This is a genomic window from Kocuria sediminis (genome assembly GCF_009735315.1).
GTDB lineage: Bacteria > Actinomycetota > Actinomycetes > Actinomycetales > Micrococcaceae > Kocuria > Kocuria turfanensis.
In genome coordinates this window covers 106,049-132,159 of sequence record NZ_WOGU01000004.1, presented here as the reverse complement: position 1 = coordinate 132,159, position 26,111 = coordinate 106,049, and the positions used below count along the sequence as shown (strand labels likewise).

Below are 26,111 nucleotides of genomic sequence, written 5' to 3'. Positions count from 1 at the left end.
CCGCCCCGCCCGCCCCTTCCACCGCCCGGAGGCCCCCGCCCCATGGACCAGCTCACCACCGTGCTCGGCACGCTGCTCCTGCTCGCCGTGCTCTTCGCCCTGATCCGCCGGGGCTGGGCCGGGCGCGTGCGACGCCAGGCCGGGATCGCGGCCCCGCCGGCCCCGCCGGCCGGCGCCGAGGAGCGCGAGCCCCGGCTGGCCGTGCCGGGCATGTACGTGGCCACCACCGAGACCGGCGCCCCGCTCGAGCGGATCGCCGCCCACGGGCTGGGCGTCCGCGCCCGGGCGCGGGCCCTCGTCCTGGACGAGGGCGTGCTCTTCGAGCGGCAGGGCGCGGCCCCGCTGTTCGTGCCGGCCGCGGACGTCGTGGCCGTGGGCACCTCCTCCGGCATGGTCGGGAAGTTCGTCGAGAAGGACGGACTGGCCGTGCTGACCTGGTCCCTGGGCGGCACCGTGGTGGACACCGGCTTCCGCACCCAGCGCGCCGAGGACAAGCGGCGCCTGCTCGCCGAGGTGGAGGCGATCGCCCCCGCAGCACGCTCCTGACCTCCCCGCGGCTGCCCGCAGCCGCCCGACACTTCCCGACCCGCAGACACGAACGTGAGGACGACCTTGAGCTCGATCACCACCGAACCCGCCGTGCTGGTGCTGGAGGACGGCCGCGTCTTCCGCGGCCGCGCCTACGGCGCCCTCGGCACCGCCCTCGGCGAGGCGGTCTTCTCCACCGGCATGACCGGCTACCAGGAGACCATCACCGACCCCTCCTACGCCGGCCAGCTGGTCGTGCAGACCGCCCCGCACATCGGCAACACCGGCGTCAACGCCGCCGACGCCGAGTCCCGCCGGATCTGGGTGTCCGGCTACGTGGTGCGCGACGCCGCCCGCCGCCCCTCCAACTGGCGCTCCGAGGGCTCCCTCGACGAGCAGCTCGCCGCGCAGGGCGTCGTCGGCATCCAGGACGTCGACACCCGGGCGGTCACCCGCCACCTGCGCGACCGCGGCGCGATGCGCGGCGGCATCTTCTCCGGCGACGCCGCCCGCCGGCCGGAGGCCGAGCTCGTGGCCGCGGTCGCCGCGGCCGAGCGGATGGAGGGGCGCCGGCTCGCCGAGACCGTCTCGGTGACCGAGGCCTACGTGGTGGAGCCCGCCGAGCACGGCTGGGAGGGGGAGGTCCGGCACGAGCTCGTGGCCGTGGACCTCGGCATCAAGTCGATGACCCCGCACCGGTTCGCCGAGCGCGGCGTGCGCGTGCACGTGGTGCCGGCGGACACGACCTTCGAGCAGATCCGGGCCCTGCGCCCGCGCGGGGTGTTCTTCTCCAACGGCCCCGGCGACCCGGCCACCGCCGAGCGGCAGGTGGAGACCCTGCGCCAGGTGCTGCGCGCCGGGATCCCGTTCTTCGGCATCTGCTTCGGCAACCAGCTGCTGGGCCGGGCCCTGGGCTTCGGCACCTACAAGCTCGTCTTCGGCCACCGGGGGATCAACCAGCCGGTGCTCGACCGCCGGACCGGGCGCGTGGAGATCACCGCGCACAACCACGGCTTCGCCGTGGACGCCCCGCTCGAGGGGCCGGTCACGGCGCCGCTGGAGGAGTTCGGGCGCGTGGAGGTCAGCCACGTGTGCCTCAACGACGACGTGGTCGAGGGCCTCAACTGCCGCGACCTGCCGGCGTTCTCGGTGCAGTACCACCCCGAGGCCGCCGCCGGACCGCACGACGCCTCCTACCTCTTCGGCCGGTTCATCGAGCTCATGGACAGCCACCGGGACGGCAGCGCCGACCCGACCATCGACAACGCCGTCCCCGGCGGCGCGCAGGGCGCGCGGCCGGACCGGGACGCCAGCACGGAAGGGCAGCACTGACATGCCGCGCAGGACAGATCTGAACAGCGTTCTGGTCATCGGCTCCGGGCCGATCGTCATCGGCCAGGCCGCGGAGTTCGACTACTCGGGCACCCAGGCGCTGCGGGTGCTCCGGGAGGAGGGGCTGCGGGTCATCCTCGTCAACTCCAACCCGGCGACCATCATGACCGACCCCGAGTTCGCCGACGCGACCTACGTGGAGCCCATCACCCCGGAGGTGGTCGAGAAGATCATCGCCAAGGAGCGCCCGGACGCGCTGCTGCCCACCCTCGGCGGGCAGACCGCGCTGAACACCGCGATCGCCCTCGACGCCAACGGCGTGCTCGACAAGTACGGGGTCGAGCTGATCGGCGCCAACGTCGAGGCGATCAACCTCGGCGAGGACCGCGAGAAGTTCAAGGGCGTCGTGGAGCGCTGCGGCGCCGAGTCGGCCCGCTCGATCATCGTGCACTCCATGGCCGAGGCCCTCGCCGCGGCCGACGAGCTCGGCTACCCCATGGTCGTGCGCCCGTCCTTCACCATGGGCGGGCTCGGGTCCGGCATGGCCTACGACGAGGAGGACCTGCACCGCATCGCCGGCGCCGGCATCCAGTACAGCCCGACCTCCGAGGTGCTCCTGGAGGAGTCCATCCTCGGCTGGAAGGAGTACGAGCTGGAGATGATGCGCGACAAGCACGACAACGTCGTGGTCGTGTGCTCCATCGAGAACTTCGACCCCGTGGGCGTGCACACCGGCGACTCCATCACGGTGGCCCCGGCCATGACGCTGACCGACCGCGAGTACCAGAACCTGCGCGACATCGCGATCGCCGTGATCCGCGAGGTCGGGGTGGACACCGGCGGGTGCAACATCCAGTTCGCGATCGAGCCGGACACCGGCCGCGTGGTGGTCATCGAGATGAACCCGCGGGTCTCCCGCTCCTCCGCCCTGGCCTCCAAGGCCACCGGCTTCCCGATCGCCAAGATCGCCACGAAGCTGTCGCTGGGCTACACCCTGGACGAGATCCCCAACGACATCACCCGCAAGACCCCGGCGTCCTTCGAGCCGACGCTGGACTACGTCGTCGTGAAGGTCCCCCGCTTCGCGTTCGAGAAGTTCCCCGCGGCGGACCCCACGCTGACGACCACCATGAAGTCGGTGGGGGAGGCGATGGCGATCGGGCGCAACTTCACCGAGGCCCTGCAGAAGGCCATGCGCTCCCTGGAGCAGAAGGGCTCCTCGTTCTCCTTCGTGCGCCCCGAGCTCGACGCCGCCGGCCTGGACCGCCTGGTCGAGGCCGCCCGCACCCCGACCACGGAGCGGATCCGGCAGGTCCAGCAGGCCCTGCTGGCCGGGGCGTCCGTGGAGCGGCTCTACGAGGCCACCGGCATCGACCCGTGGTTCCTCGACCAGCTGGTGCTGCTCAACGAGGTCGCCGCCGCGGTGGTCGAGGACGGCGACCTGAGCGAGCGGACCCTGCGCCTGGCCAAGCGGCACGGCTTCTCCGACGGGCAGATCGGCGAGCTGGCCCACCTGGACGAGGCCGTGGTCCGCGGGGTGCGCCACGCCCTGGGCATCCGCCCGGTGTTCAAGACCGTGGACACCTGCGCGGCGGAGTTCGAGGCCTTCACCCCGTACCACTACTCCTCCTACGACGAGGAGTCGGAGGTCGGCCGGCACGAGCAACCCTCGATCATGATCCTGGGCTCGGGCCCGAACCGGATCGGGCAGGGCATCGAGTTCGACTACTCCTGCGTGCACGCCTCGATGGCCCTGCGCGCGGCCGGGCACGAGACGGTGATGGTCAACTGCAACCCGGAGACCGTCTCCACCGACTACGACGTCTCCACCCGGCTGTACTTCGAGCCGCTGACCTTCGAGGACGTCATGGAGGTCGTGGAGACCGAGCGGCGCACCGGCGGACTGCTCGGGGTGTTCGTGCAGCTGGGCGGGCAGACCCCGCTCAAGCTGGCCGCCCAGCTCAAGGCCGCGGGCGTGCCGATCCTGGGCACCACCCCGGAGGCCATCGACCTGGCCGAGGACCGCGGCGAGTTCGCCCGGGTGCTCGGGGAGGCCGGGCTGCGCCAGCCGAAGAACGGCACCGCCTCGACCTTCGAGGACGCCAAGCGGATCGCCGACGAGATCGGCTACCCGGTGCTGGTGCGCCCCTCCTACGTGCTCGGCGGGCGCGGCATGGAGATCGTCTACGACGAGCCGGCCCTGGCCCGGTACCTGCAGAACGCCACGGAGGTCTCCTCCTCCCGGCCGGCGCTGATCGACAAGTTTCTCGAGGACGCGATCGAGATCGACGTGGACGCCCTCTACGACGGCGAGGAGCTCTACGTCGGCGGCGTCATGGAGCACATCGAGGAGGCCGGGATCCACTCCGGGGACTCCGCGTGCACCCTGCCCTCGATCACGCTGGGCCCGGACGTCGTCGCGCGGGTGCGCGAGGCCACCCTGGCCATCGCCCGGGGCGTGGGCGTGCGCGGGCTCATCAACATCCAGTTCGCCGTGGCCTCCGACGTCCTCTACGTCATCGAGGCCAACCCGCGCGCCTCCCGCACGGTCCCGTTCGTCTCCAAGGCCACGGGCGTGCAGCTGGCCAAGGCCGCCGCCCTGATCGGCACCGGCACGACCATCGCCGAGCTGCGCGCCCACGGGCACCTGCCCGAGCGGCTGGACGGGTCCACGCTGCCCGCCTCGGCTCCGGTGGCCGTGAAGGAGGCCGTGCTGCCCTTCGCCCGGTTCCGCACCGCCGAGGGCGCCGTGGTGGACTCCCTGCTCGGCCCGGAGATGCGCTCCACCGGCGAGGTCATGGGCCTGGACAAGTACTTCGACACGGCCTTCGCCAAGGCCCAGGCCGCGGCCAACGTGTCGCTGCCGACGTCGGGGCGGATGTTCGTCTCCGTGGCGAACAAGGACAAGCGGTCCTCGATCGCCTACGTGCGGATGTTCCGCGACCTCGGCTTCGAGATCCTGGCCACCAGCGGCACGGCGCAGGTGCTGCGGCGCAACGGCATCGAGTCCACCGTGGTCCGCAAGATCAGCGAGACGGCCCCCGGGGAGCGGACCATCGTGGACCTCATCGGGGACGGGGAGATCGACCTGATCTTCAACACCCCCGCCGGCGGCGCCGCGCGCGGGGACGGCTACGAGATCCGGGCGGCGGCCACGAGCGTGGGCGTGCCGCTGATGACGACCGTCTCCGTGCTCGGGGCCGCCCTCCAGGCGGTCACCGCGCTGCGGGCCTACACGTGGGACGTGACCAGCCTGCAGGAGCACGAGCAGCGCCTGCACGCCCTCACCGCCCCGGCCCAGCCCGAGGTCGTCGGTGCCTGAGCACCCGGGCGCGCAGCTCCCGGCGTCCGGCCGCGCCCCCTTCGGGGCGCGGCTGGCCCGGGCGATGGACGCCCACGGCCCGCTGTGCGTGGGCATCGACCCGCACCCGGGGCTGCTCGACGCGTGGGGGCTGCCCCGCACCGCGGAGGGGCTGCGTCGCTTCTCCCTGACGGTGCTCGAGGCCGCCGCCGGCCGGGCTGCGGCCGTGAAGCCGCAGGTGGCCCTCTACGAGTCCTACGGGTCCGCGGGCTTCGCCGTGCTCGAGGAGCTGCTCGGCGGGGCCCGCGCCGCGGGGCTGCTCACGGTGGCCGACGCCAAGCGCGGGGACATCGGCTCCACGATGGAGGCCTACGCCGCCGCGTGGCTGGAGGAGGGGTCCCCGCTCGCGGCGGACGCCGTGACCCTGAGCCCCTACCTCGGCTTCGAGTCGCTGCGCCCGGCCCTGGACCTGGCCGCGCGCACGGGCCGCGGCACGTTCGTGCTCGCGCTCACCTCCAACCCGGAGGGCCGCTCCGTGCAGCACGTCGGGGGCGGCGGGTCGGTGGCCCGCACCGTGTGCTCGGCCGCCGCGGCGGAGAACGCTCGGGTGCTCGGCGGCGCCGGCACCGCGGCGGACGGACCCGGTGCGGGCACCTCCGCGGGGGACCGGAGCGGCCTGGGCCCGTGCGGGCTGGTCGTGGGCGCCACGGTCGGTGACGCCCTGACCGAGCTGGGCATCGACCTGGCCGGGGTCCGCGGCCCGCTGCTGGCCCCCGGCTACGGGGCCCAGGGCGCCCGTGCCGAGGACCTCCCGGCCGTCTTCGGTGCCGCCGCCGGTCAGGTGCTGGCCACCTCGAGCCGGGCGATCCTGCGCCGCGGCCCGGCCGTGCCCGCCCTGCGGGAGGCCGTCGAGCGCTCGGCGGGGGAGCTGGCGGCGGCCCTGGGCTGAGCGGCAGCGGTCCCTCCGGCCCCCGGCGGACTCCCGACGGGGGCGGAGAGGACGACACCCCTGGTCACGCCACGGTCGTGTCGCCTTGCAGTGCATGGTTAATCATGTAGTTTCTTTAGCAAACGGGCTGGCCGTCCTGCTGCGGGACGGAGGCTGCAGTCCGTGGCGACGAGGAGGAACCCCATGGCACTGCGTCCGCTGACCGACGACGAGCGAGCCGCCGCGCGGGAGAAGGCCACCCAAGCACGGACGGCGCGCGCCGACGTGAAGAAGGGCCTGCGCGAACGCCGGATGACGGTGGCCGAGATCCTCGAGCGGGCCGACCAGGAGGAGGCCGTGAGCCGGCTGAAGGTCTCCGACCTGCTCGAGTCCACCCCGGGGATCGGGAAGGTCCGCTCGGCCGCCATCATGGAGGAGATCGGCATCGCCCGCACGCGGCGGCTGCGCGGGCTCGGCGTGCACCAGCGCAAGGCGCTCATCGAGTACCTCGACCGCTGAGCCGGCCCGGCGGGCGCCGGGGGAGCGGGCGCCGGGGGAGCGGGCGCGATCCGGTAGATTGGGGTGTTCCCCACCCCGTTCCCAGGAGGTTGCCCGTGACTCCCGACGCGCCCCGCCCCGCGCGCCCGTCCCTGACCGTGCTCGCCGGACCCACGGCCGTGGGCAAGGGCACGGTCTCGACCTACGTCCGGGACCACTATCCGCAGGTGTGGCTGTCCGTGTCGGCGACCACCCGCGCCCCGCGCCCGGGAGAGGTCGACGGGGTGCACTACTTCTTCGTCTCCGACGAGCAGTTCGACGCCCTGGCCCGGGACGGGCAGCTGCTGGAGTGGGCGGTGGTGCACAACTCCCACCGCTACGGCACGCTGCGCTCCACCGTGGAGCAGGCGCTGGCGGGCGGGCGCTGCGTGCTGCTGGAGATCGACCTGCAGGGGGCGCGCCAGATCCGCAGCACCATGCCGGAGGCGAACTTCGTCTTCCTGGCCCCGCCCAGCTGGGACGAGATGGTCGCCCGGCTGGTCGGCCGGGGCACCGAGACGCCCGAGGAACAGCGGGTCCGGCTCGAAACCGCTAAACTGGAGCTCGCGGCAGAGCCGGAGTTCGACCACACCGTCGTCAACGACAGCGTCGAGCGGGCCGCCGCCGAACTCGTGCAGCTCATGGGGGCCGACCCCGAGCAGGCATCCTGATACCCGTCCACCGCGTTTGGAGCAACAGCTTGTCTACCCACACCGAAGGCATCATCAACCCGCCGATCGACGCCCTGCTGAAGAAGTCCGACTCCAAGTACGGCCTCGTGATCTTCGGCGCCCGGCGTGCCCGGCAGATCAATGCCTACTACTCGCAGCTGCACGAGGGGCTGTTCGAGTACGTCGGTCCGCTCGTCGACACGCAGCTCAACGAGAAGCCGCTGTCCATCTCCTTCCGCGAGATCGACGCGGGCCTGATCGAGGGCCGCCCGGTCGAGCACGCCGGCTTCGCCGAGAACGGCCAGCTCACCACGGAGGCGGACCTCGCCGCCGACGTCTTCGGCGCCGACTTCTTCGCCCAGGGCACGGAGGACGACTTCTCCGCCGGCGCGGCGTTCTCCGACGAGGCGACCGTGGACTTCTCCGCGGGGGAGTCCAGCACCCCGCTCGAGCCGCTGGGCGACCTGCCCGGCAGCGGCGAGGACAACCCGGTCAACGGCGCCGGTGACGCCGCCGACGCCGCCCCGGAGGAGCCGGGGCGGGAGCCCGGGGACCTCCGGGACCTGTGAGCCGTCCCCGGCCCGCCCGGCGGGGCGGCGCGGCGTGAAGGTCGTCCTCGGCATCGGCGGGGGCATCGCCGCCTACAAGGCCGCGCTGCTGCTGCGGCTGTTCACCGAGGGTGGCCACACGGTCGTGCCGGTGCCCACCGAGTCCGCGCTGCGCTTCGTGGGCGCCCCCACCTGGGAGGCCCTGTCCGGCCAGCGCGTCAGCACGGGGGTGTTCGAGCGGGTGGACGAGGTCAACCACGTCCACCAGGGGCAGAGCGCCGACCTCGTCGTCGTCGCGCCCGCGACCGCCGACCTGCTCGCGCGCGCGGCGCACGGGCTGGCCGACGACCTGCTGACCACCACGCTGCTGGCCACCCGCGCCCCGGTGCTCTTCGCCCCGGCGATGCACACCGAGATGTGGCTGAACCCCGCCGTCCAGGCCAACGTGGCCACCCTGCGCGCCCACGGGCACACCGTCCTGGAGCCCGCCGTGGGCCGGCTGACCGGTCCCGACTCCGGGCCCGGCCGGCTGCCCGAGCCGGAGGACATCCACGCCGCCGCCCTGCTCCTGGCCCGGCGCGGGCAGACGCCCGACGGGCCGCTGGCGGGCGCCCGGGTGCTGGTCAGCGCCGGCGGCACCCGCGAGCCGCTGGACCCCGTCCGCTTCCTCGGCAACCGCTCCTCCGGCAAGCAGGGCGTGGCGATCGCCGCCGCCGCCCGCGACGCCGGGGCGGAGGTGACCCTGGTGGCCGCCCACCTCGAGACCCCGGTCCCGGCCGGGGTGGAGGTCGTGCACGCCGGCACCGCCGAGCAGCTGCGCCGGGCGTGCGTGCGGGCGGCCGCGCGGGCCGACGTCGTGGTGATGGCCGCCGCGGTGGCCGACTACCGACCGGCCCGGGTGGCCGACGCGAAGCTGAAGAAGGCCGAGGACGGCTCCGCCCCGGTGCTCGAGCTGGTGCGCAACCCCGACGTCCTGCGCGAGCTCGTGGACCTGCGCAACACCGCCCGGCGCCGCCAGCTGCTCGTGGGCTTCGCCGCCGAGACCGGCGACGCCGAGACGGACCCGCTGACGTTCGGGCGCCGGAAGCTCGCGCGCAAGGGCTGCGACCTGCTGGCCGTCAACCACGTGGGCGAGAACCTGGTCTTCGGCCAGGACACCACCACCCTCACGGTGCTCAGCGCCGCGGGGGGCCCGGAGCAGGTGCTCGAGGGCCCCAAGGACGAGGTCGCCCGCGGTCTCGTGCAGCGGATCGCGCAGGAGCTGGCCGCCGTCCGCGGCTGAACCGCCCCCCGGCCCGCCCTGCCGCGCCCCGGTGCGGCAGGGCCCGGGCGGCCGCGCTGTGCCGTCCGGGGCGGACGGTAGTGTGGTCTCCCGTGAGCGAGACGACCCAGCACCTGAGACTGTTCACCTCCGAGTCCGTCACGGAGGGCCACCCCGACAAGATCTGCGACCAGATCAGCGACTCGATCCTCGACGACCTGCTGCGCCAGGACCCCGAGTCCTCCGTGGCGGTCGAGACGATGGTGACCACCGGGCTGGTGCACGTGGCCGGGGAGGTGAAGACCCGCGGGTACGTGGAGATCCCCAACGTGGTGCGCAAGACGCTGCTGGACATCGGCTACAACTCCTCGGTGCACGGCTTCGACGGGGAGTTCTGCGGGGTGTCCATCAGCGTGGGCGAGCAGTCCCCGGAGATCTACGAGGGCGTCTTCCAGTCCCTCGAGGTCCGGGAGGGCACCGCCCGCGACGCCCGGGACGCCCAGGGCGCCGGGGACCAGGGCATCATGTTCGGCTACGCCTCCGACGAGACCGAGGTGCTGATGCCGGCGCCGATCTTCATCGCCCACCGCCTCTCCGAGCAGCTCACCCGGGTCCGCAAGACCGCGGTGCTGCCGGGCCTGCGCCCCGACGGCAAGACCCAGGTCACCCTCGGCTACGACGGCCACCGCCCGGTCGCCGTGGACACCGTGGTGGTCTCCGCCCAGCACGTGGAGGGCTACGACCTCGACCAGCTGGCCTCGGACCTGCGCCAGTGCGTGATCGGCCCCGTGCTCGAGGAGACCGGCCTGGACCTGTCCTCCACCCAGCTGATCATCAACCCGGCCGGCAACTTCGTGCGCGGCGGGCCCGTGGGCGACGCCGGGCTGACCGGGCGCAAGATCATCGTGGACACCTACGGGGGCATGGCCCGCCACGGCGGCGGGGCCTTCTCCGGCAAGGACCCCTCGAAGGTCGACCGCTCCGCGGCCTACGCGATGCGCTGGGTCGCCAAGAACGTCGTGGCCGCCGGTCTCGCCGACCGCGTGGAGGTGCAGGTGGCCTACGCGATCGGGCGGGCCGCCCCGGTGGGGCTCTACGTGGAGACCTTCGGCACCGCGCACGTGGACCCGCTGCGGATCGAGCGGGCCGTGCACGAGGTCTTCGACCTGCGCCCGCTGGCGATCATCGAGGACCTCGACCTCAAGCGCCCGATCTACGCGCGCACGGCCGCGCACGGGCACTTCGGCCGCACCGAGCCCGAGTTCACCTGGGAGCGCACCGACCGCGTCGCGGACCTGCGGTCGGCCGCCGGGCTCTGAGCATGACCCGGGAGGACGTCGAGGCGGCCGCGGAGGCCCCGCGGCAGCTGTCGCTCCTCTCGGGCTTCCCGCCGCGCCCGCCGCGCCCGGACACCAAGGGCGTGGGGGCGGCGCTGCTGGCCGACCCCGACCCCGTGGCCCGGGTGCTGCTGGACACCCACGTCCCGCACCTGGACCGGGCCTTCGACTACGCCGTGCCCGCCGAGCTGGCGGACACCGCGGTCCCCGGGGCCCGGGTCAAGGTCGGCTTCGCGGGCCAGGAGCTGACCGGCTACGTGCTCGAGCGGGTCGCCGACTCGGAGGTGATGGCCCGGATCCAGCCCCTGCGCCGGGTGCTGTCCCCCCTGCCCGTGCTGACCCCGGAGGTCGCCCTGCTCGCCGAGGACATCGCCGCGCGCGCGGCCGGCACCACCGCCGACGTCGTGCGGCTGGCGGTCCCGCCGCGGGTGGCCCGGGTGGAGAAGGAGGTCGATCAGCGCCTGGCCGAGGCGCCGGGGCACTCGACCGGATTGTCCCCGCACGTGCCCGGGCCCTCGCACGACGCCGCCCTGGCCGACTACGCGGGCGGGCCGGAGTTCCTGGCCGAGCTCGGCGCCGGCGGCGCCCCGCGCGCCGTCGTGGAGGTGCTGCCCGCCCATCCCGCCCACGACTGGACGGACGTGCTGGCCGCCGCGATCGGTGCCGCCTGGCGGGCCGGCCGCGGGGCGGTCGCGGTCGTGGCCGACCAGAAGGCGCTGGCCCGGCTGGAGCGCTCGGTGGTGGACGAGATCGGGGCCGAGCACCTGGTGCGCCTGCACGCCGAGGACGGGCCCACTCCGCGCTACCGGGCGTTCCTCGCCGCCGCCACCGGCCAGGTCCGGGTGGTCCTGGGCACCCGCTCCGCCGCCTACGCGCCCGTGGACGACCTCGGGCTCGTGGCCTGCTTCGACGACGGCGACGAGAACCTCGTGGAGCAGCGCGCGCCCTACCAGCACGTGCGCGACGTGCTGCTGCTGCGGGCCGGGCGCAAGGGGTGCGCGGCCCTGTTCGCCGGGCACGCCGTGAGCCCCGAGGCCCAGCGGCTCGTGGTCTCCGGCTGGGCCCGGCGGCTGGCCCCCGCACGGGAGGTGCTGCGGGTGCACATGCCGCGGATCGTCTCGACCGCCGACTCCTTCCACGCCGCCCGGGACCCGCTGGCCTCCCGCGCCCGGCTGCCCGAGACGGCCTACCGGGCGGCCCGGGAGGGACTGGAACGGGGCCCGGTCCTGGTGCAGGTGGCGCGCGCCGGCTACGCCCCGCACCTGGCCTGCGAGCGCTGCCGGGAGCCGGCCCGGTGCACCTCCTGCGACGGCCCGCTCGGGGTGGTGTCCCGGCGCGGGGTGCCCCGCTGCGGGTGGTGCGGGCGCTCGGCGCACTCCTGGACGTGCGCCGCGTGCGGGTCCCGGCGGATGCGCCTGGTCACCGTCGGGGCGCTGCGCACCGCCGAGGAGCTGGGGCGGGCCTTCCCCCAGGTGCCGGTCGTCGCGTCCTCGGGGGAGGCGGTGCGCGCGGAGGTGCCCGGCAGCCCGGCCCTGGTGGTGGCCACCCCGGGGGCGGAGCCGGTGGCGGAGGGCGGCTACGCGGCGGCGCTGCTGCTGGACGGCAACCAGATGCTCATGCGCCCGGCCCTGCGCGCGGCCGAGCAGACGCTGCGCCGGTGGTTCAACGCCGCGGCGCTGGTGCGCCGGGCCCGGGACGGCGGGGTCGTGGTGGTCACCGCCGAGCACGAGAGCGCCGTGGGGGCGTTCGTGCGCTGGGACCCGGCCGGCCACGCCGAGCGGGAGCTCGTGGAGCGCCAGGCCCTCGGGCTGCCCCCGGCGGTGCGCTCGGCGGCGCTGACCGGGCCGGCGGCGGCGGTCGCGGCGTTCCTGGCCGACCTCGAGCTGCCGCCCGCGGTGCGGGTGATCGGGCCCACCCCGCTGGAGGACCACGTGGCGGGCCCGGACGGGGAGCCGGCCCCGCACCGGGCGCTGCTGTTCTTCGGCTACGGCGTGGCCGGGGAGGTGACCCGGCGGCTGCGGGCAACCCGGGCCCAGGCCTCCGCGCTGCGCAAGCACCCGCCGGTGCACGTGCGCTGCGACGTCACCGACCTGCTCTAGCAGGGCTCGCACCGGCACGGACCGCAGGCGGTACGCACCGTCCCCGGGGACGGCACGCGGCCTCCCCCGAGACGGCACGCACCTTCCCCAGGGGGAGCGGCACTGCCGGGAGGGCCGTGCCCGCTCCGGTGCCGGCCGGCTCCCGGGCCGTCCTCCGGCCCGGACCGGCACCTGCCCGGCCCGGGCGTGCGGCCCGTCACGGTCCCGGGGGTCTTGGCCTGCGCCCGCCGGTGTGGTGGGGTGGGAGCGAGCGGCAGCGCCGCCGCCGTCGTCCGGGGAGGTCACCGTGGGAGAAGAGGTCCGGTCCCGCAGCTACACGCGCGAGGAGCGCCAGCGCTACCGGGAGAAGGTGCGGCAGGACCTCGACGTGTTCGAGCTCATGCTCCACCGCAGCTCCTTCGAGTTCGACCGGCCCATGACGGGCCTGGAGATCGAGCTGAACCTTGTCGACGAGCACTTCGAGCCGTCCTTCCACAACGCCGAGGTCCTCGCCGCCATCGCCGACCCCGGCTACCAGACCGAGCTCGCCCGCTACAACATCGAGCTCAACGTCCCCCCGCGCCCGCTGCCCGGGCGGGCCGCCCTCGAGCTCGAGGAGGAGTTGCGCGCCTCGCTCAACGCCGCCGACGCCCGCGCCCGGGAGACCGGCTCGCGGATCATGGCCATCGGGATCCTCCCGACGATCCGGCCCGAGCACTACGAGCGGGAGTGGATCAGCGCCAACAACCGCTACAGCGCCCTCAACGACTCGATCTTCGTGGCCCGCGGCGAGGACATCCGCCTGGACCTGGAGGGACCGGACGGGGAGCGGGTCGACGCCTACTGCGACTCGATCGCCCCCGAGTCGGCGTGCACCAGCGTCCAGCTGCACCTGCAGGTCGCCCCCACGGGCTTCGCCGCCCACTGGAACGCCGCCCAGGCGCTCTCGGCCGTGCAGGTCGCCCTCGCCGCGAACAGCCCCTATTTCTTCGGCCGGCGCCTGCACGCGGAGACCCGGATCGCGCTGTTCGAGCAGGCCACCGACACCCGGCCGGTCGAGCTGAAGAACCAGGGGGTGCGCCCGCGGGTGTTCTTCGGCGAGCGCTGGATCACCTCGATCTTCGACCTGTTCGAGGAGAACGTCCGCTACTTCCCGGCGCTGCTGGCCGACTGCTCCGAGGAGGACCCCGCCGCCGAGCTGGCGGCCGGACGGGCCCCGCGCCTGGCCGAGCTGCGGCTGCACAACGGGACGATCTACCGGTGGAACCGCCCGATCTACGACGTCGTCGGCGGCGTGCCGCACCTGCGGGTGGAGAACCGGGTGCTGCCGGCGGGACCGACGATCGCCGACGTGCTGGCCAACGCCGCGTTCTACTACGGGGCGGTGCGCGTCCTCGCCCGGCAGGAGCGCCCGGTGTGGACGCGGATGAGCTTCGCCGCCTGCGCGGAGAACTTCGCCCGCGCGGCGCGGGACGGGATCGACGCCCGCCTGTACTGGCCCGGCTTCGGCGAGCTGTGCGTCGACGAGCTCGTGCTGCGCCACCTGCTGCCCCTGGCGCACCAGGGCCTGGAGGAGTGGGGTGTGGCCCCGGAGGTCCGGGAGCGCTATCTCGGCATCGTCGAGGCCCGGTGCGTGGCCGGGGTCAACGGGGCGACCTGGCAGACGCAGGCGGTCCAGCGCCTCGAGGCGCGGGGCGCCGACCGGTCCACCGCGCTGCGGGCCATGCTCGCCCGCTACGCCCAGCACATGGCCGACAACGACCCCGTGCACACCTGGCCGCTGCCCTGAGCCCGGCCGCCGCGGAGGACCCGGCCGGGGCGGGCCCTGCTCACCGGCGGGCCGAGCGCCGCTCGTGCACCCCCCGGGCCACGGCCAGCAGCTCCCGGGCGGAGTCTGCCCAGGACCACGCCCTGGCCCGCTCCAGCCCGGCCAGCACCTGCGCCCGGGCCCGGGCCGGGTCCTCCAGCGCCCGGACCGCCGCGGCGACGCCGGCGTCGTCGTCAGGGGCTACGTAGGCGGCGGCCGACCCGGCGACCTCCCGGAAGATCGGCAGGTCGCTGCACACCACCGGCGTCCCGGCCGCCATGGCCTCGACCACCGGCAGCCCGTAGCCCTCGGCCCGCGACGCCGTCAGCAGCGCCGCCGCCTGCTCCAGCAGGGCGGCGTACTCGGCCTCGTCCACCCCGTCGTGGAACACCACGCGCGCCCCCGCCGGGACCAGGGCCTCCAGCTGCGCCCGCCGGGCGGGGGGAATGCGCGAGAGCAGGTGCAGCTCGTGCCCGGGCAGCCGCCCCGCCGCGCGCACCAGGGTCTCCACGTTCTTGTAGGGCAGGAACGACCCCATGTAGAGCAGCAGCCGTCCCCGCCGCGGCAGCCGCGCCAGGGCCCGCTCCGGGGAAAGCACCGCACCGGGCGGGGCGGCGTTGGGCACCAGGTGCACCGGACGCCGGGTGAGCCGGTGGGCGGCCATGAGCTCCCGCGTGGTCCGCGAGACGGTGACCACGGCGTCGGCGCGGTCGAGCAGCACCCGCTGCGGCCACCACGCCCGGTGGTAGGCCCGCCAGCCCGCGCGCACCGCCGCGGGGAGGTCTCCCGGCGGGGTGGGGTGGTCGTAGTAGATGAGGTCGTGCAGGGTCAGGATCAGCCCGTGCCGCCGTCCCGCCGAGCCCATGGTCTGCATGGGCGAGAACACCACGTCCGGCGCGTACCGGTTGACCACCAGCGCCGTGGCGGCCTCCGCCGCCGAGACCGGGGAGGGCCCCCGCACGTGCGGGACCTCCGGCAGCATGGCCAGCTGCCGCGGATCGCTCACCAGCATCGCCAGCTCCAGGTCCGGCGTGCTCCCCGCCAGCCCGGCCATCGCCTCGATCAGCCCGGCCCCGTAGCGGCTGATCCCGTCGTGCCGTCCGATCCGCGTGTAGCGGGCGTCCATCAGCAGCCTCACCGGCGCCGCCCCCGCCGCACGATCCGCTGCAGCCCGGTGAGCGGCGCGGTGAACGGCCCGGTCTCCGGGGCCGCCACGTCGGCCGCCGGCAGCTGCTCGTGCAGCTCCACCGGCTCCGGGGCCGGGGAGGTCAGGAACTCGTGGACCAGCTCCGCCGTGCGCGCCGGCGCCTCGTAGTGGATCAGATGACCCACCCCCTCCAGCACCTCCAGCCGGTGCCGCGGCACCCACGAGGCCATCCGCCGCTGCGCCGCCACGGAACCCAGCGGGTCCTCCGCCCCCACCACCAGCAGGGTCGGCATCGCCAGCTGCATCGCCACCTCCGCCACCGTGTGCGAGACCGACGCCTCGTAGGCCTCCAGCAGCACGTCCCGGTCCGCGAACGCCGAGAAGTAGGCCCGGTGCTGATGGCGCACGTAGCCGCGCACCCGCGGGTCCTGCGACGTGGTCATCACCGACGTCATCGCATCCGTCACCCACCAGCTCGACAGCAGCCGCCGCCCCAGCCGCCGCGGCAGCACCCGGCCCAGCCGGTAGTAGCCCACCGTCAGCCGGCTCAGCAGCGCCTGCCCGCCCTCCAGGGCCGGCTCGGAGATCGGGTTGACCAGCACCAGCCGCTCCACCATCCCCGGGTGCGCCGCGGCGAAGTGGGCGGCCACCACCGACCCGAACGAGTGCCCCAGCACCACGATGCCGCGCCGGTCCCCGCCGTCGTGCACCGCCCCGCCGGTGAGCTCCTCCACGAAACGGCGCAGGAACTCCACGTACCCCGCCACGTCGTGGCGCCGGTCCGGGAAGCGCTCCGAGCGCCCGAACCCCGGCAGGTCCGGCACCACCACGTGGTACCGCGAGCGCAGCCGGTCGGCCAGCAGCTGCAGGCCGTGGTGGTCCCCCCGGAACCCGTGCACCATCACCAGCAGCGGCTTGGGCGCCCGGTCGACGTCGTAGAACCAGTAGCGCACCTTGTAGCCGCCCAGCACCAGGCTGCGCCGCTCCGCGTACGGGTTCTCCACCGCACTGCCCGGCACCGCCTCGCCCGGCACCGCCTCGCCCGGCCCCGCCTCCCGCGCGCCGGTCCCTGCCGCCATGACGTCCTCCCTCAGGGGCCCGCGAGCACCCGGTGCGCCCCGGCCCGCTGTCGATGCTAGCGGCTGCGCCCGGGCGCTCGCGGGCCGGGCGCGGGGGCCGCTGGGCTAGGATGGGACGGATTCCACCACCGTCGGCGCACTGCCGGGCCCCTGTGATGCCCGGGTGCACCCACGCGACCGCCCGCCGCCCGCTCCGGGGCCGGCGGCGGTCCACCACCGCGAAGGCGAGGACCGTGACCGAACAGCAGCACACGACCGAGAGCACCGGATACGACTTCCGCGCCATCGAGGCGGCGTGGCCGTCGTTCTGGGCGGAGCAGAAGGTCTACGAGCCGCTCGACGACGGCTCCCGGGAGCGGCGCTACGTGCTCGACATGTTCCCGTACCCCTCGGGGGACCTGCACATGGGCCACGCCGAGGCGTTCGCCATGGGCGACGTCGTGGCCCGGTACTGGCGCCAGCGCGGCTACGACGTGCTGCACCCGATCGGCTGGGACTCCTTCGGGCTGCCGGCCGAGAACGCCGCCATCAAGCGCGACGCGCACCCGGCGGAGTGGACCTACGCCAACATCGAGACGCAGAAGGCCTCGTTCCAGCGCTACGCCATCAGCGCGGACTGGAGCCGGGAGATCCACACCTCCGACCCCGAGTACTACCGGTGGACGCAGTGGCTGTTCCTGCAGTTCCACGCCAAGGGCCTGGCCTACCGGAAGAACTCCCCGGTCAACTGGTGCCCCAAGGACCAGACGGTGCTGGCCAACGAGCAGGTCGTCAACGGCGCGTGCGAGCGCTGCGGCACCCCGGTGACGAAGAAGGCGCTGAACCAGTGGTACTTCAAGATCACCGACTACGCGGACCGTCTGCTCGACGACATGGCCGCGCTCGAGGGCCACTGGCCCGAGCGGGTGCTGGCCATGCAGCGCAACTGGATCGGCCGCTCGGAGGGCGCCCACGTGCGCTTCGCCATCGAGGGCGCCGGCGAGGACGGCGCCGACCGTGAGGTCACCGTGTTCACGACCCGCCCCGACACCCTCCACGGCGCCACGTTCTTCGTGGTCGCCGCCGACGCCGAGCTGGCCGGGGAGATCGTCGCCCCGGAGCACGCCGAGGAGCTGGCCGCCTACCGCGAGCAGGTCAAGGCGCTCTCGGACATCGAGCGCCAGGCCACCGACCGGCAGAAGACCGGGGTGTTCCTGGGCCGCCACGCGGTGAACCCGCTGACGGGGGAGAAGCTGCCCGTGTGGGCCGCCGACTACGTGCTGGCCGACTACGGCACCGGCGCGATCATGGCCGTGCCCGCCCACGACCAGCGCGACCTCGACTTCGCCCGCACCTTCGACCTGCCCGTGCGCGCGGTCCTGGACACCGGCGAGGAGGACCCGGCCGTGACCGGGATCGCCACCACGGGCGAGGGCACCCTGATCAACTCCGGCGAGCTGGACGGGCTGGAGAAGGCGCAGGCCATCGAGCGGGCCATCGGCATCGTGGAGGCCGCCGGCACCGGCAACCGGCAGGTCAACTTCCGGCTGCGCGACTGGCTGCTGTCCCGGCAGCGCTTCTGGGGCGCCCCCATCCCGATCGTGCACTGCCCGGCCTGCGGGGAGGTGCCCGTCCCCGAGGAGCAGCTGCCCGTTCGCCTGCCCGACGACCTGCGCGGCGAGCAGCTCGCGCCCAAGGGCCGCTCCCCGCTGGCCGCGGCCGAGGACTGGGTCAACGTCGAGTGCCCCGCGTGCGGCGGGCCCGCCCTGCGCGACACCGACACCATGGACACGTTCGTGGACTCCTCCTGGTACTACCTGCGCTTCGCGTCCCCCAACGACGAGAACGCCGCGTTCGACCTCGAGCAGACCCGCAAGTGGCTGCCCGTGGACCAGTACGTGGGCGGGGTGGAGCACGCCATCCTGCACCTGCTCTACTCCCGGTTCTTCACCAAGGTCCTGTTCGACCTCGGCCTCGTGGACTTCACCGAGCCGTTCAAGGCCCTGCTGAACCAGGGGCAGGTGCTCAACGGGGGCAAGGCGATGTCCAAGTCCCTGGGCAACGGCGTGGACCTGGGGGAGCAGCTGGACGAGTTCGGCGTCGACGCCGTGCGGCTGACCATGGTCTTCGCCTCCCCGCCCGAGGACGACGTGGACTGGGCGGACGTGTCCCCGCAGGGCTCCCAGAAGTTCCTGGCCCGGGCCTGGCGCCTGGCCCAGGACGTCACGAGCGCTCCCGGCGCCGACCCGGCCTCCGGCGATCAGGGCGTGCGCCGCGCCGCCCACCGTGCCGTGGACGACGCCGCGCAGCTGCTGGACGCGGGGAAGTTCAACGTGGTCGTGGCCAAGACCATGGAGCTCGTCAACGTGGTCCGCAAGGCCATCGACTCCGGCTGCGGTCCGGCGGACCCGGCCGTGCGGGAGGCCGTCGAGGCCGTCGCGGTGGTCCTCTCGCTCGTGGCCCCGTACACCGCCGAGGACATGTGGCACACCCTGGGCCACGAGGGCTCCGTCGTCGTGGCCGGCTGGCCCGAGGTGGACCCGGCCCTGCTGGTGGACGACACCGTGACCGCCGTGGTGCAGATCAAGGGCAAGGTCCGGGACCGGCTCGAGGTCCCCGCGGACATCGCCGAGGACGCCCTGCGCGAGCTCGCCCTGGCCTCGGAGACGATCCGCCGCCAGCTGGGCGACGCCGAGATCCGCAAGGTGATCGTGCGCGCGCCCAAGCTGGTGAACATCGTCGCCTGAGCCGGCCCCGCCCGTGCGCAGCCCCGGCCGGCGGATCGCGGTGGTGACCGACGACGCCGCCGCGCTGCCGCCCGCGTGGCAGCGGGCCGCCGTGCGGGCGGGCGGGCTCGAGGTGGTCGGGATGCCCGTCGCGATCGACGGGCATCCCGTTCCCGGCGCGGGCGGGGAGCACGACGGCGTCCCGCCGGCGCTGCTGCTCGCGCTGGCCGAAGGACGGCCCGTCACGACCTCGCGGCCCCCGCCGGGACGGTTCCAGGCCGCCTACCGGCGTCTGCAGGACGCCGGGTACGAGGGGATCGTCTCCGTGCACCTGTCCGGGGAGCTGTCCGGGACGGTGGACTCGGCCCGGCTCGCGAGCCGGGCCGTGGACGTGCCCGTGACGGTCGTCGACTCCCGGACCGTGGCCATGGCCCAGGGCTTCGGGGTGCAGACGGCGTGGCACGCCGCCGGGACCGGGGCCGGGCCGGAGGAGGTCGCCGCCGCGGCCCGGGACGGCTCCCGCGACGACCCGCTGCTGCTGTGGGTGCCGTCCCTGGAGACACTGCGCCAAGGCGGGCGGATCGCCCCCGGCCCGGCGGTGCTCGGCGCCGTGCTGAAGGTCGAACCGCTGCTCACCGTCGACGGCGGCCGGCTCGTGGCCGCGGAGCGGCCCCGCACCCCGGCCCGGGCGAGAGCCCGGTTCTCGGCTCTCGTGGGGAAGTCGCTGGCCCGGTCCGCGCACGCCAGGCCCGTGCTGGTCGTGCACCACCTCGGCGACGAGGACGGCGCGCGCGAGCTGGGCGCGGCCGTCCTCCGGGCCCACCGGCCCGACGCGGTCCTGGTCGTCTCCCCGCTGCCGCCGGTGCTCGCCGCGCACGTCGGGCTCGGCGCCCGCGCTGCGGTCGTGCAGGGCCCCGCAGCGCCGCCCGGTCCTCTCCCGGTCCGCGGCCGGAGCTGACCCGGCACCCGCCCTCCCCAGGCGCGGTCCTGCCGCGGGCGATCCCCACCGGGACCCCGGCGCACCCCGCGCCCCGTCCGGCCGGGGTGGGCTGGAGCCATGACCGGCACCGTGCCCCGCGGCCGAGACCGCACGACCTCCGCCCCGCCCTCCTCCACCCCGCCGGACCCGACCGCCTCCGGGCACCCGGGCCGGCTCGGACCTCCGGGCCTGCCCGCCGAGCGGCTGGCTGCACTCCTCGCCGAGGCCGCGCCCGGAAGGGGCCCCGCTCCGGGGTCCGGCCCGGACGACGGGACCGGCCTGGGGCGCGGAACCGGCACGTCGAGCGCGGCCACCGCCGGCAGCGATGGGGCCGCCCGGAGCGATGGGGCCGCCCGCAGCGATGCGGGCGGAGTCAGCGATGGGGGCGCCGACGGCGATGCGGGCGGAGGCAGCGATGCGGACACCGGCGGCGGAGCGGCGGAGCACGGCCGGCGCGGAACGGACGCGACCGCCCGCCCGGACCCCGCCCACCGCTGGGACACTGCCGTCCGGACCCGGGTCCCGCGGTCCCTGCTCGTGCTCGCGGCCGCGGCGGTGGCCGGGCTCGGGTGGGCTGTCCTCGACACCGGGGACCCCGGGGAGGCCCCCGGTGCGGGCGGGGGGACGGCCCTCGCCGAGACCGAGGTCTCCGGGGCTCCCGCGCCGTCCGCGGGCAGTCCCGCCCCGGGGGCAGCCGGCGCTCCCGGAAGCGGTGCGGGGTCCGCGGCCCCCTCGGCTTCCGGGGGCGCCGGATTCCTGCACGTGCACGTCGCCGGGGAGGTGGCCCGGCCCGGTGTGGTGGAGGTCGCGCCCGGAGCCCGGGTGGTGGACGCGGTCGAGGCCGCGGGCGGCCTCACGGACGCCGCGGCGGACACGGTGAACCTCGCCGCGCCGCTGACCGACGGCCAGCAGGTGCTCGTCCCGGACGGGAGCGCGGCGCCCCCGGCGCCGGCCCTTCCCTCGGCGGGCGGAACGGACACCGCCGCGGCCGGCGGCCCCGGCGCCGCGGCCCCCGGCGGCCTCCTGAACCTCAACACCGCCACCGCGGCGGAGCTCGAGGCCCTGCCCCGGGTCGGCCCGGTGCTGGCCGGACGGATCGTGGAGTTCCGCGACCAGCACGGCGGCTTCGCTGCCGCGACCGATCTGGACGCCGTGCCCGGCATCGGCCCCACCCTGCTGGAGGCCCTCCTCCCGCTGGTGACCGTGTGAGGAGCCCCGCCGCCCTCTGGGCGCGGACCCTGGAGCACCAGGAGCACCGCGACGCCCGTGCGCCGGGCCGCACGTGGGACCTGAGGCTCGTCCCCGCCGCCGTGAGCGCCTGGCTCACCGGACTGCTCGGCACCCATCTCACCCCGGCGGGCACCGCGGCCGCCGCGGCGGGCTACCTCGTCACGCTGGTCCTGGCCGCCGTCCTCCTCCGGGCCGGCCCCGTCCGCTCCGGTCTCCTCCGGGTCCGTCCACTCCGGGTCCGTCTTCTCCGGAGCGGGGCCCGCGCCCCGACGGCCGCCCGGCCGGACCGGGCGCCGCACGGGCCGCCCTGGTCGAGCATCGCGCTCAGCGCCCTGGCGATGGCCGCCGTGCTGCTCAGCGCCGCCGCCGACCGGCAGAACAGCACCCACGGCGCCCTGGGCGAGGCCCTGGACGGCGGAGGGACCCTGGTCGTCACCGCCCACGTGGTCGAGGGACCACGCCCGTGGACCGCCCCCGCCGCCGGCCCCGCCGGGGAGGACCGCACCGGCGTGGCGCTCGAGCTCGCCCTGCACGAGCTCACCCACCGCGGCCGCACCGTGCCCGCCGGGGCCACGGTCACCGTCTTCGCCGACGGCCCCGCCTGGTCCGCGCTGAGCCCCGGCCGGCGGATCACCGCGGTGCTCGTGGCGGACGGCGAGCCGGCCCCCGGTCCTGTGACCCTGCGCGCCGCCGCCCCGCCCACCGTCCTCCCGGCGGCTCCGCCCACCGCGCGGGACCGGGTGCGGGAACGCTTCGTGCGCAGCACCGCGGGGCTCGGCCCCGACGCCGCCGGACTGCTCCCGGGCATGACCTTCGGCGAGCGCTCCGCCCTCGGCGAGGAGCTGGAGCAGGCGATGCGCGACACCGGGCTGACCCACCTGACCGCCGTCTCGGGCGCCAACTGCGCGCTCGTCACGGCTCTGGCCGGGCACGCCGCGCTGGCCCTGGGCGCCCGCCGCCGCACCTGCCTGCTCACCGGCCTCGGCGCCCTCGGCGCCTTCGTGCTGCTCGTGGGGCCCGACCCCTCCGTGCTGCGCGCCGCGACGATGGGCGGGCTGGCGGCGCTCGGCCTGCTGACCGGGCGCACCTCCGTGTCCCTCGCCACGCTCTCCGGCGCCGTGCTCGTCCTCGTCGTGCTCCACCCGGCCCTCGCCGCCGAGTACGGCTTCGTCCTGTCCGTGCTGGCCACCGCCGGGATCGTCGTCACCACCCGGCCCCTGACCCGGTGGCTCGGCCGGTGGATGCCCGACGCGCTGGCGCTCACGGTCGCGGTCCCGGCCACGGCCCAGCTGTGGTGCGCGCCGGTGCTCGTGCTGCTGCAGCCCGCCGTGCCCGTCTACGCCCTGGCCGCCAACGTCCTGGCGGCCCCGGTCGTGCCGGCGGTGACCGTGTGCGGGCTCGCGGGGCTGCTGGTGCTGCACCTGCCGGCCGGGGACACGGTGGCCCTCCTGCCGCTGACCGTGGGCGGCTGGGGCACGCAGCTGATCGCCGGGACCGCCCGCACCCTGGCCGCGGCTCCCGGAGCCCTGGCCCCGTGGCCGGCCGGCATCCCCGGTGCCGTGCTGATGGCGGCGGTGAGCGCAGCGGCCGTGGGGGCCGTGCACCTGCTGGACGTGCGGCGCCGCCGCCCCCGGCCCGTGGCCGGTGCCCTGCGCGGGGGATCGGCGCCTCCGGCGCTGCCGGAGCAGCACTGGCGGGACCGCGACCGGCGGCGGCGACGGCGGCGCGCGGCGGCGGCGGCCCTGCTGCTGCTCCTGCTCGCCGGGCTGGCCCTGCGCGCCGTCACGGAGGCCCGCCGCCCGGCACCCCCGTGGGAGGCGGTGCTGTGCGACGTGGGACAGGGCGACGCCGTGCTGCTGCGCACCGCCCCGGGCCGGGCCGTGCTCGTGGACACGGGTCCGGACCCGCGGGCGCTGCAGCGGTGCCTGGAGGACAGCGGAGTGGAGCACCTGGACCTGCTGGTCCTCACCCACGCCCACGCCGACCACACCGGGGGACTGGCCGCCGTGGCGCGGCTCGGGGGCGCGGGGGAGCTCTGGTACGCCACCGCCGACCCGGGCCCGCCGCCGGAACTGGCCGAGGACCTGCCCGGCGCGGAGGCCCACCGCCCGCCGCCCGGGCAGACCCGCACCGTGGGCGGTCTGCGCCTGACCGTCCTCGCGCCGGCGCCGGCCACCCCGCGCCGGTGGGGCGCCGCCTCCTCCGCCGAGGAGAACAACGCCTCCCTGGTGCTGCGCGCCGAGCTCACCGGGGCGGACGGCAGCACGACCTCCTGGCTGCTCGCCGGCGACCTCGAGGAGGAGGGAGCCCGGGCGCTGCTGCGCTCCGCCGGGGCGCAACTGGACGTGGACGTCCTCAAGGTCTCCCACCACGGGGCCCGCAACGGCGGGACCGCGATCATCGACGCGGCCACCCCGGCGCTGGCGGTGGTCTCGGTGGGCCGGGACAACGACTACGGACACCCGCACCCGCAGATCCTGGGCCACCTCCGGGACGCCGGGGTGCCGCTCGTGCGCACCGACGAGCACGGCAGCGTGCGCCTGCTGCGGGAGGGCGCCCGGCTGCGCGCGCTGCCCGTCGACGGCTAGCGCGGCGGGACGCACGCCCCCCGCCCGGGCCCTCCCCGCCCCGGGGCGCCGGGCGGCGTCAGCCGGTGCGGATCACCTTGTGCGGTGCCGCCTGGGCCACGGGCTTGATGGTGACGGTGTCCAGGTCCACGTGGTGGGGCAGCTCCACGGCGAAGGCGCACACCTGGGCCACGTCCGCCGCGGTCAGCGGCTTCTCGACCCCCGCGTACACCGCCTCCGCGGCCTCCTGGTCCCCGCCCAGCCGGTTGAGGGAGAACTCCTCGGTGTGCACCAGCCCGGGGGCGATCTCCACCACGCGCACGTTGTGCTCGGCCTCCTCCAGGCGCAGCGCCTCCGTCATCGCCCGCTCGGCGAACTTCGCCGCGTTGTAGCCGGCCCCGCCCTCGTAGGCCCGGTGGGCGGCCAGGGAGGTCAGGTTCAGCACCGTGCCCTCTCCGTTGTCCCGCAGCGCCGGCAGGAACGCCCGGGTGACCCGCATCGTGCCCAGCACGTTGACCTCGTACATCCAGGCCCAGTCCTCCGTGCTCGCGTCGGCCACCCGGTCCGTGCCGCGGGCCCCGCCGGAGATGTTCAGCAGCGCGTCCACCCGGCCCTGCTCGGTGAGCACCTGCTCCCGCAGGGCCTCCACCTCGGCGTCGACGGTGATGTCGCACGGGGCCGGCACGGCCCCGGTCTCCCGGGCCAGGGCCTCCAGCCGCTCGGCGCGGCGGGCCACCGCGTAGACGGTCCAGCCGGCGGCGCGGAGCCGGCGGGCGGTGGCCTCCCCGATCCCGGTCGAGGCCCCGGTGACGACCGCGACCTTCCCCGTGTGCGTGCCGGTGCTGTGCTCTTCGGTGCTCGTGTTCTGCGTCATGGACCCCACGCTAGCGAGCCGCGGGGCCGATCGGGGACCGCGCCGCCATGTCGGCCACCGCCGGGCCGCTGCCGGGCCACCGGTGTCCCGCCCCCGTGAGAAACTGGGGGCGACCCCACCCGCGGCCGCCCGGCCGCCAGCACAGGAGGACGCGGCCATGACCCCAGCACGGCGCCCCGCACCCGCCGCCGGCCCCACCTGGCGCGACGTCGAGCCGGCTCCGCTCGTCCTGCTCACCGGGCCGGAGGACTACCTCGCCGCCCGCGCCCGCGACCGGGTCCGCGCGCTCCTCAAGGACCGCCGCGGACCCGTGGAGCTCTCCACGGTCGACGCCGCCGCCTACGCCCCCGGCCAGCTCGCCGCCCTGGCCAGCCCGTCCCTGTTCGACGACGCCAAGCTGATCCACGTCACCAACCTCGCGGCCATGAACGACGACTGCCTGGCCGACGGCCTCGCCTACGTCCAGGCCCCGGACCCGGACGTCGTCGTGCTGTGGGAGCACAGCGGCGGCAACCGCGGCAAGAGGCTGCTCGACGCGCTCAAGGCCGCCGGCGCCGCCGTCGTGGAGTGCAAGCCCCTGAAGAACGACCGCGACAAGTCCGAGTTCATCGTCACGGAGTTCCGCACCCACCGCCGCCGGATCGAACCGGACGCCGCCCGGGCCCTGGCGGCGGCGGTCGGCAGCAGCACGGCGGAGCTCGCCGCAGCGTGCGCGCAGCTGCTCTCGGACGGGCCGGAGAGCATCACTTTCGACGACGTCGAGAAGTACTACGGCGGCCGGGTCGAGGCCACCGCGTTCAAGGTGGCCGACGCCGCCCTGGCCGGCCGCGCGGAGAACGCGCTCAAGCTCTGGCGCCAGGCCCTGGACACCGGCGTGGACCCCGTGCCCATGGTGGGGGCGCTGGCCGCCAAGCTGCGCACCATCGCGCAGGTGCACGGCACCCGCGGGGGCGCCGGCCAGCTCGCGCAGCGGATCGGCGCCGCCCCGTGGCAGGTCGAGCGGGCGCAGGAGGAGTCGCGCCGCTTCTCCGAGGAGGACCTGGTGCGCGCCCTGCGGGCGCTGGCCGAGGCCGACGCCCAGGTGAAGGGGGAGGGGCGGGACCCGGCCTACGCCGTGGAGCGGGCGATCACCACGATCGCGCTGTCCGGGCGCCGCTGAGCCGCCGGCGGCAGCGGCGCCCGGTGCAGGGTCCCCGGCGGCC

19 protein-coding genes are annotated in these 26,111 nt (G+C 75.6%); 16 read left to right on the top strand and 3 right to left on the bottom strand.

Annotation, left to right across the window (positions count from 1 at the left end; all coding sequences use genetic code 11):
• Positions 1–42 precede the first annotated feature (42 nt).
• From GMA12_RS06275 to GMA12_RS06225, 11 genes are all read left to right on the top strand, one after another.
• Complete coding sequence (locus tag GMA12_RS06275; protein WP_156268233.1) at positions 43–546, top strand: PH-like domain-containing protein; 504 nt, start codon at positions 43–45, stop codon at positions 544–546.
• A 66-nt stretch (positions 547–612) separates the two neighbouring features.
• Positions 613–1,860, top strand: coding sequence for a glutamine-hydrolyzing carbamoyl-phosphate synthase small subunit (gene carA / locus GMA12_RS06270; RefSeq protein ID WP_156268231.1), 1,248 nt, complete (start codon positions 613–615; stop codon positions 1,858–1,860).
• A 1-nt stretch (position 1,861) separates the two neighbouring features.
• A complete protein-coding gene (gene carB, locus GMA12_RS06265) occupies positions 1,862–5,182 on the top strand; it encodes a carbamoyl-phosphate synthase large subunit (protein ID WP_156268229.1) in 3,321 nt (1,106 codons plus the stop codon).
• Positions 5,175–6,110 carry an orotidine-5'-phosphate decarboxylase gene (pyrF, locus tag GMA12_RS06260; RefSeq protein WP_162459558.1) on the top strand — a complete coding sequence of 312 codons (936 nt, stop codon included), beginning with the start codon at positions 5,175–5,177 and terminating at the stop codon, positions 6,108–6,110. Before carB ends, pyrF begins: the two co-directional genes overlap by 8 nt.
• Before the next feature lie 183 nt (positions 6,111–6,293).
• Complete coding sequence (gene mihF / locus GMA12_RS06255) at positions 6,294–6,608, top strand: integration host factor, actinobacterial type (RefSeq protein ID WP_156268227.1); 315 nt, start codon at positions 6,294–6,296, stop codon at positions 6,606–6,608.
• Positions 6,609–6,703: 95 nt separating this feature from the next.
• Positions 6,704–7,297 (top strand): guanylate kinase, encoded by a 594-nt coding sequence (gmk, locus tag GMA12_RS06250; protein ID WP_062734229.1) that lies wholly within the window; start codon positions 6,704–6,706, stop codon positions 7,295–7,297.
• A gap of 29 nt (positions 7,298–7,326) precedes the next feature.
• Positions 7,327–7,866, top strand: a complete 540-nt coding sequence (gene rpoZ, locus GMA12_RS06245) for a DNA-directed RNA polymerase subunit omega (RefSeq protein WP_082157353.1) — start codon at positions 7,327–7,329, stop codon at positions 7,864–7,866.
• A 34-nt stretch (positions 7,867–7,900) separates the two neighbouring features.
• Positions 7,901–9,127 (top strand): bifunctional phosphopantothenoylcysteine decarboxylase/phosphopantothenate--cysteine ligase CoaBC, encoded by a 1,227-nt coding sequence (coaBC, locus tag GMA12_RS06240; protein ID WP_162459557.1) that lies wholly within the window; start codon positions 7,901–7,903, stop codon positions 9,125–9,127.
• 92 nt (positions 9,128–9,219) lie between these two features.
• Positions 9,220–10,425, top strand: a complete 1,206-nt coding sequence (gene metK / locus GMA12_RS06235) for a methionine adenosyltransferase (RefSeq protein ID WP_162459556.1) — start codon at positions 9,220–9,222, stop codon at positions 10,423–10,425.
• A gap of 2 nt (positions 10,426–10,427) precedes the next feature.
• Entirely contained in the window at positions 10,428–12,542 is a 2,115-nt protein-coding gene (locus GMA12_RS06230; protein WP_156268223.1) for a primosomal protein N', read from the top strand.
• Between the two features lie 286 nt (positions 12,543–12,828).
• Positions 12,829–14,310 (top strand): glutamate-cysteine ligase family protein, encoded by a 1,482-nt coding sequence (locus GMA12_RS06225; protein WP_162459555.1) that lies wholly within the window; start codon positions 12,829–12,831, stop codon positions 14,308–14,310.
• Positions 14,311–14,350: 40 nt separating this feature from the next.
• On the opposite strand, the gene GMA12_RS06220 is transcribed toward GMA12_RS06225, so the two are convergent.
• Together GMA12_RS06220 and GMA12_RS06215 are read right to left on the bottom strand one after the other, a co-directional pair.
• Positions 14,351–15,466: a glycosyltransferase family 4 protein gene (locus tag GMA12_RS06220; RefSeq protein WP_162459554.1), complete on the bottom strand. Its 1,116-nt coding sequence runs from the start codon at positions 15,464–15,466 to the stop codon at positions 14,351–14,353.
• On the bottom strand, positions 15,463–16,554 hold the full coding sequence (locus GMA12_RS06215; protein WP_156268219.1) for an alpha/beta fold hydrolase: 1,092 nt from the start codon (positions 16,552–16,554) through the stop codon (positions 15,463–15,465). The genes GMA12_RS06220 and GMA12_RS06215 overlap by 4 nt, the downstream gene beginning before the upstream one ends.
• Positions 16,555–16,787: 233 nt before the next feature.
• On the opposite strand from GMA12_RS06215, the gene leuS reads away from it, so the two are divergent.
• From leuS to GMA12_RS06195, 4 genes are all read left to right on the top strand, one after another.
• Positions 16,788–19,280, top strand: coding sequence for a leucine--tRNA ligase (gene leuS / locus GMA12_RS06210; protein WP_162459553.1), 2,493 nt, complete (start codon positions 16,788–16,790; stop codon positions 19,278–19,280).
• A 43-nt stretch (positions 19,281–19,323) separates the two neighbouring features.
• Positions 19,324–20,217 (top strand): DegV family protein, encoded by an 894-nt coding sequence (locus GMA12_RS06205; RefSeq protein WP_370830485.1) that lies wholly within the window; start codon positions 19,324–19,326, stop codon positions 20,215–20,217.
• Positions 20,218–20,316: 99 nt separating this feature from the next.
• Positions 20,317–21,447 carry a ComEA family DNA-binding protein gene (locus GMA12_RS06200; protein ID WP_156268217.1) on the top strand — a complete coding sequence of 377 codons (1,131 nt, stop codon included), beginning with the start codon at positions 20,317–20,319 and terminating at the stop codon, positions 21,445–21,447.
• Positions 21,444–24,056: a ComEC/Rec2 family competence protein gene (locus GMA12_RS06195; protein WP_156268215.1), complete on the top strand. Its 2,613-nt coding sequence runs from the start codon at positions 21,444–21,446 to the stop codon at positions 24,054–24,056. Before GMA12_RS06200 ends, GMA12_RS06195 begins: the two co-directional genes overlap by 4 nt.
• A gap of 58 nt (positions 24,057–24,114) precedes the next feature.
• Here GMA12_RS06195 and GMA12_RS06190 read toward each other — a convergent pair whose 3' ends face one another.
• Complete coding sequence (locus GMA12_RS06190; RefSeq protein ID WP_156268213.1) at positions 24,115–24,909, bottom strand: SDR family oxidoreductase; 795 nt, start codon at positions 24,907–24,909, stop codon at positions 24,115–24,117.
• A gap of 157 nt (positions 24,910–25,066) precedes the next feature.
• Here GMA12_RS06190 and holA point away from each other — a divergent pair, with 157 nt between their 5' ends.
• Positions 25,067–26,068, top strand: coding sequence for a DNA polymerase III subunit delta (gene holA / locus GMA12_RS06185; protein WP_156268211.1), 1,002 nt, complete (start codon positions 25,067–25,069; stop codon positions 26,066–26,068).
• Positions 26,069–26,111 lie beyond the last annotated feature (43 nt).

What these genes read in the sequence shown, in the direction of transcription:
- GMA12_RS06275 (WP_156268233.1), top strand. Translation starts at nt 43, where the DNA reads ATGGACCAGCTCACCACCGTGCTCGGCACGCTGCTCCTGCTCGCCGTG.
- carB (WP_156268229.1), top strand. Translation starts at nt 1,862, where the DNA reads ATGCCGCGCAGGACAGATCTGAACAGCGTTCTGGTCATCGGCTCCGGG.
- mihF (WP_156268227.1), top strand. Translation starts at nt 6,294, where the DNA reads ATGGCACTGCGTCCGCTGACCGACGACGAGCGAGCCGCCGCGCGGGAG.
- GMA12_RS06230 (WP_156268223.1), top strand. Translation starts at nt 10,428, where the DNA reads ATGACCCGGGAGGACGTCGAGGCGGCCGCGGAGGCCCCGCGGCAGCTG.
- GMA12_RS06215 (WP_156268219.1), bottom strand. Translation starts at nt 16,554, where the DNA reads ATGGCGGCAGGGACCGGCGCGCGGGAGGCGGGGCCGGGCGAGGCGGTG.
- GMA12_RS06200 (WP_156268217.1), top strand. Translation starts at nt 20,317, where the DNA reads ATGACCGGCACCGTGCCCCGCGGCCGAGACCGCACGACCTCCGCCCCG.
- GMA12_RS06190 (WP_156268213.1), bottom strand. Translation starts at nt 24,909, where the DNA reads ATGACGCAGAACACGAGCACCGAAGAGCACAGCACCGGCACGCACACG.
- holA (WP_156268211.1), top strand. Translation starts at nt 25,067, where the DNA reads ATGACCCCAGCACGGCGCCCCGCACCCGCCGCCGGCCCCACCTGGCGC.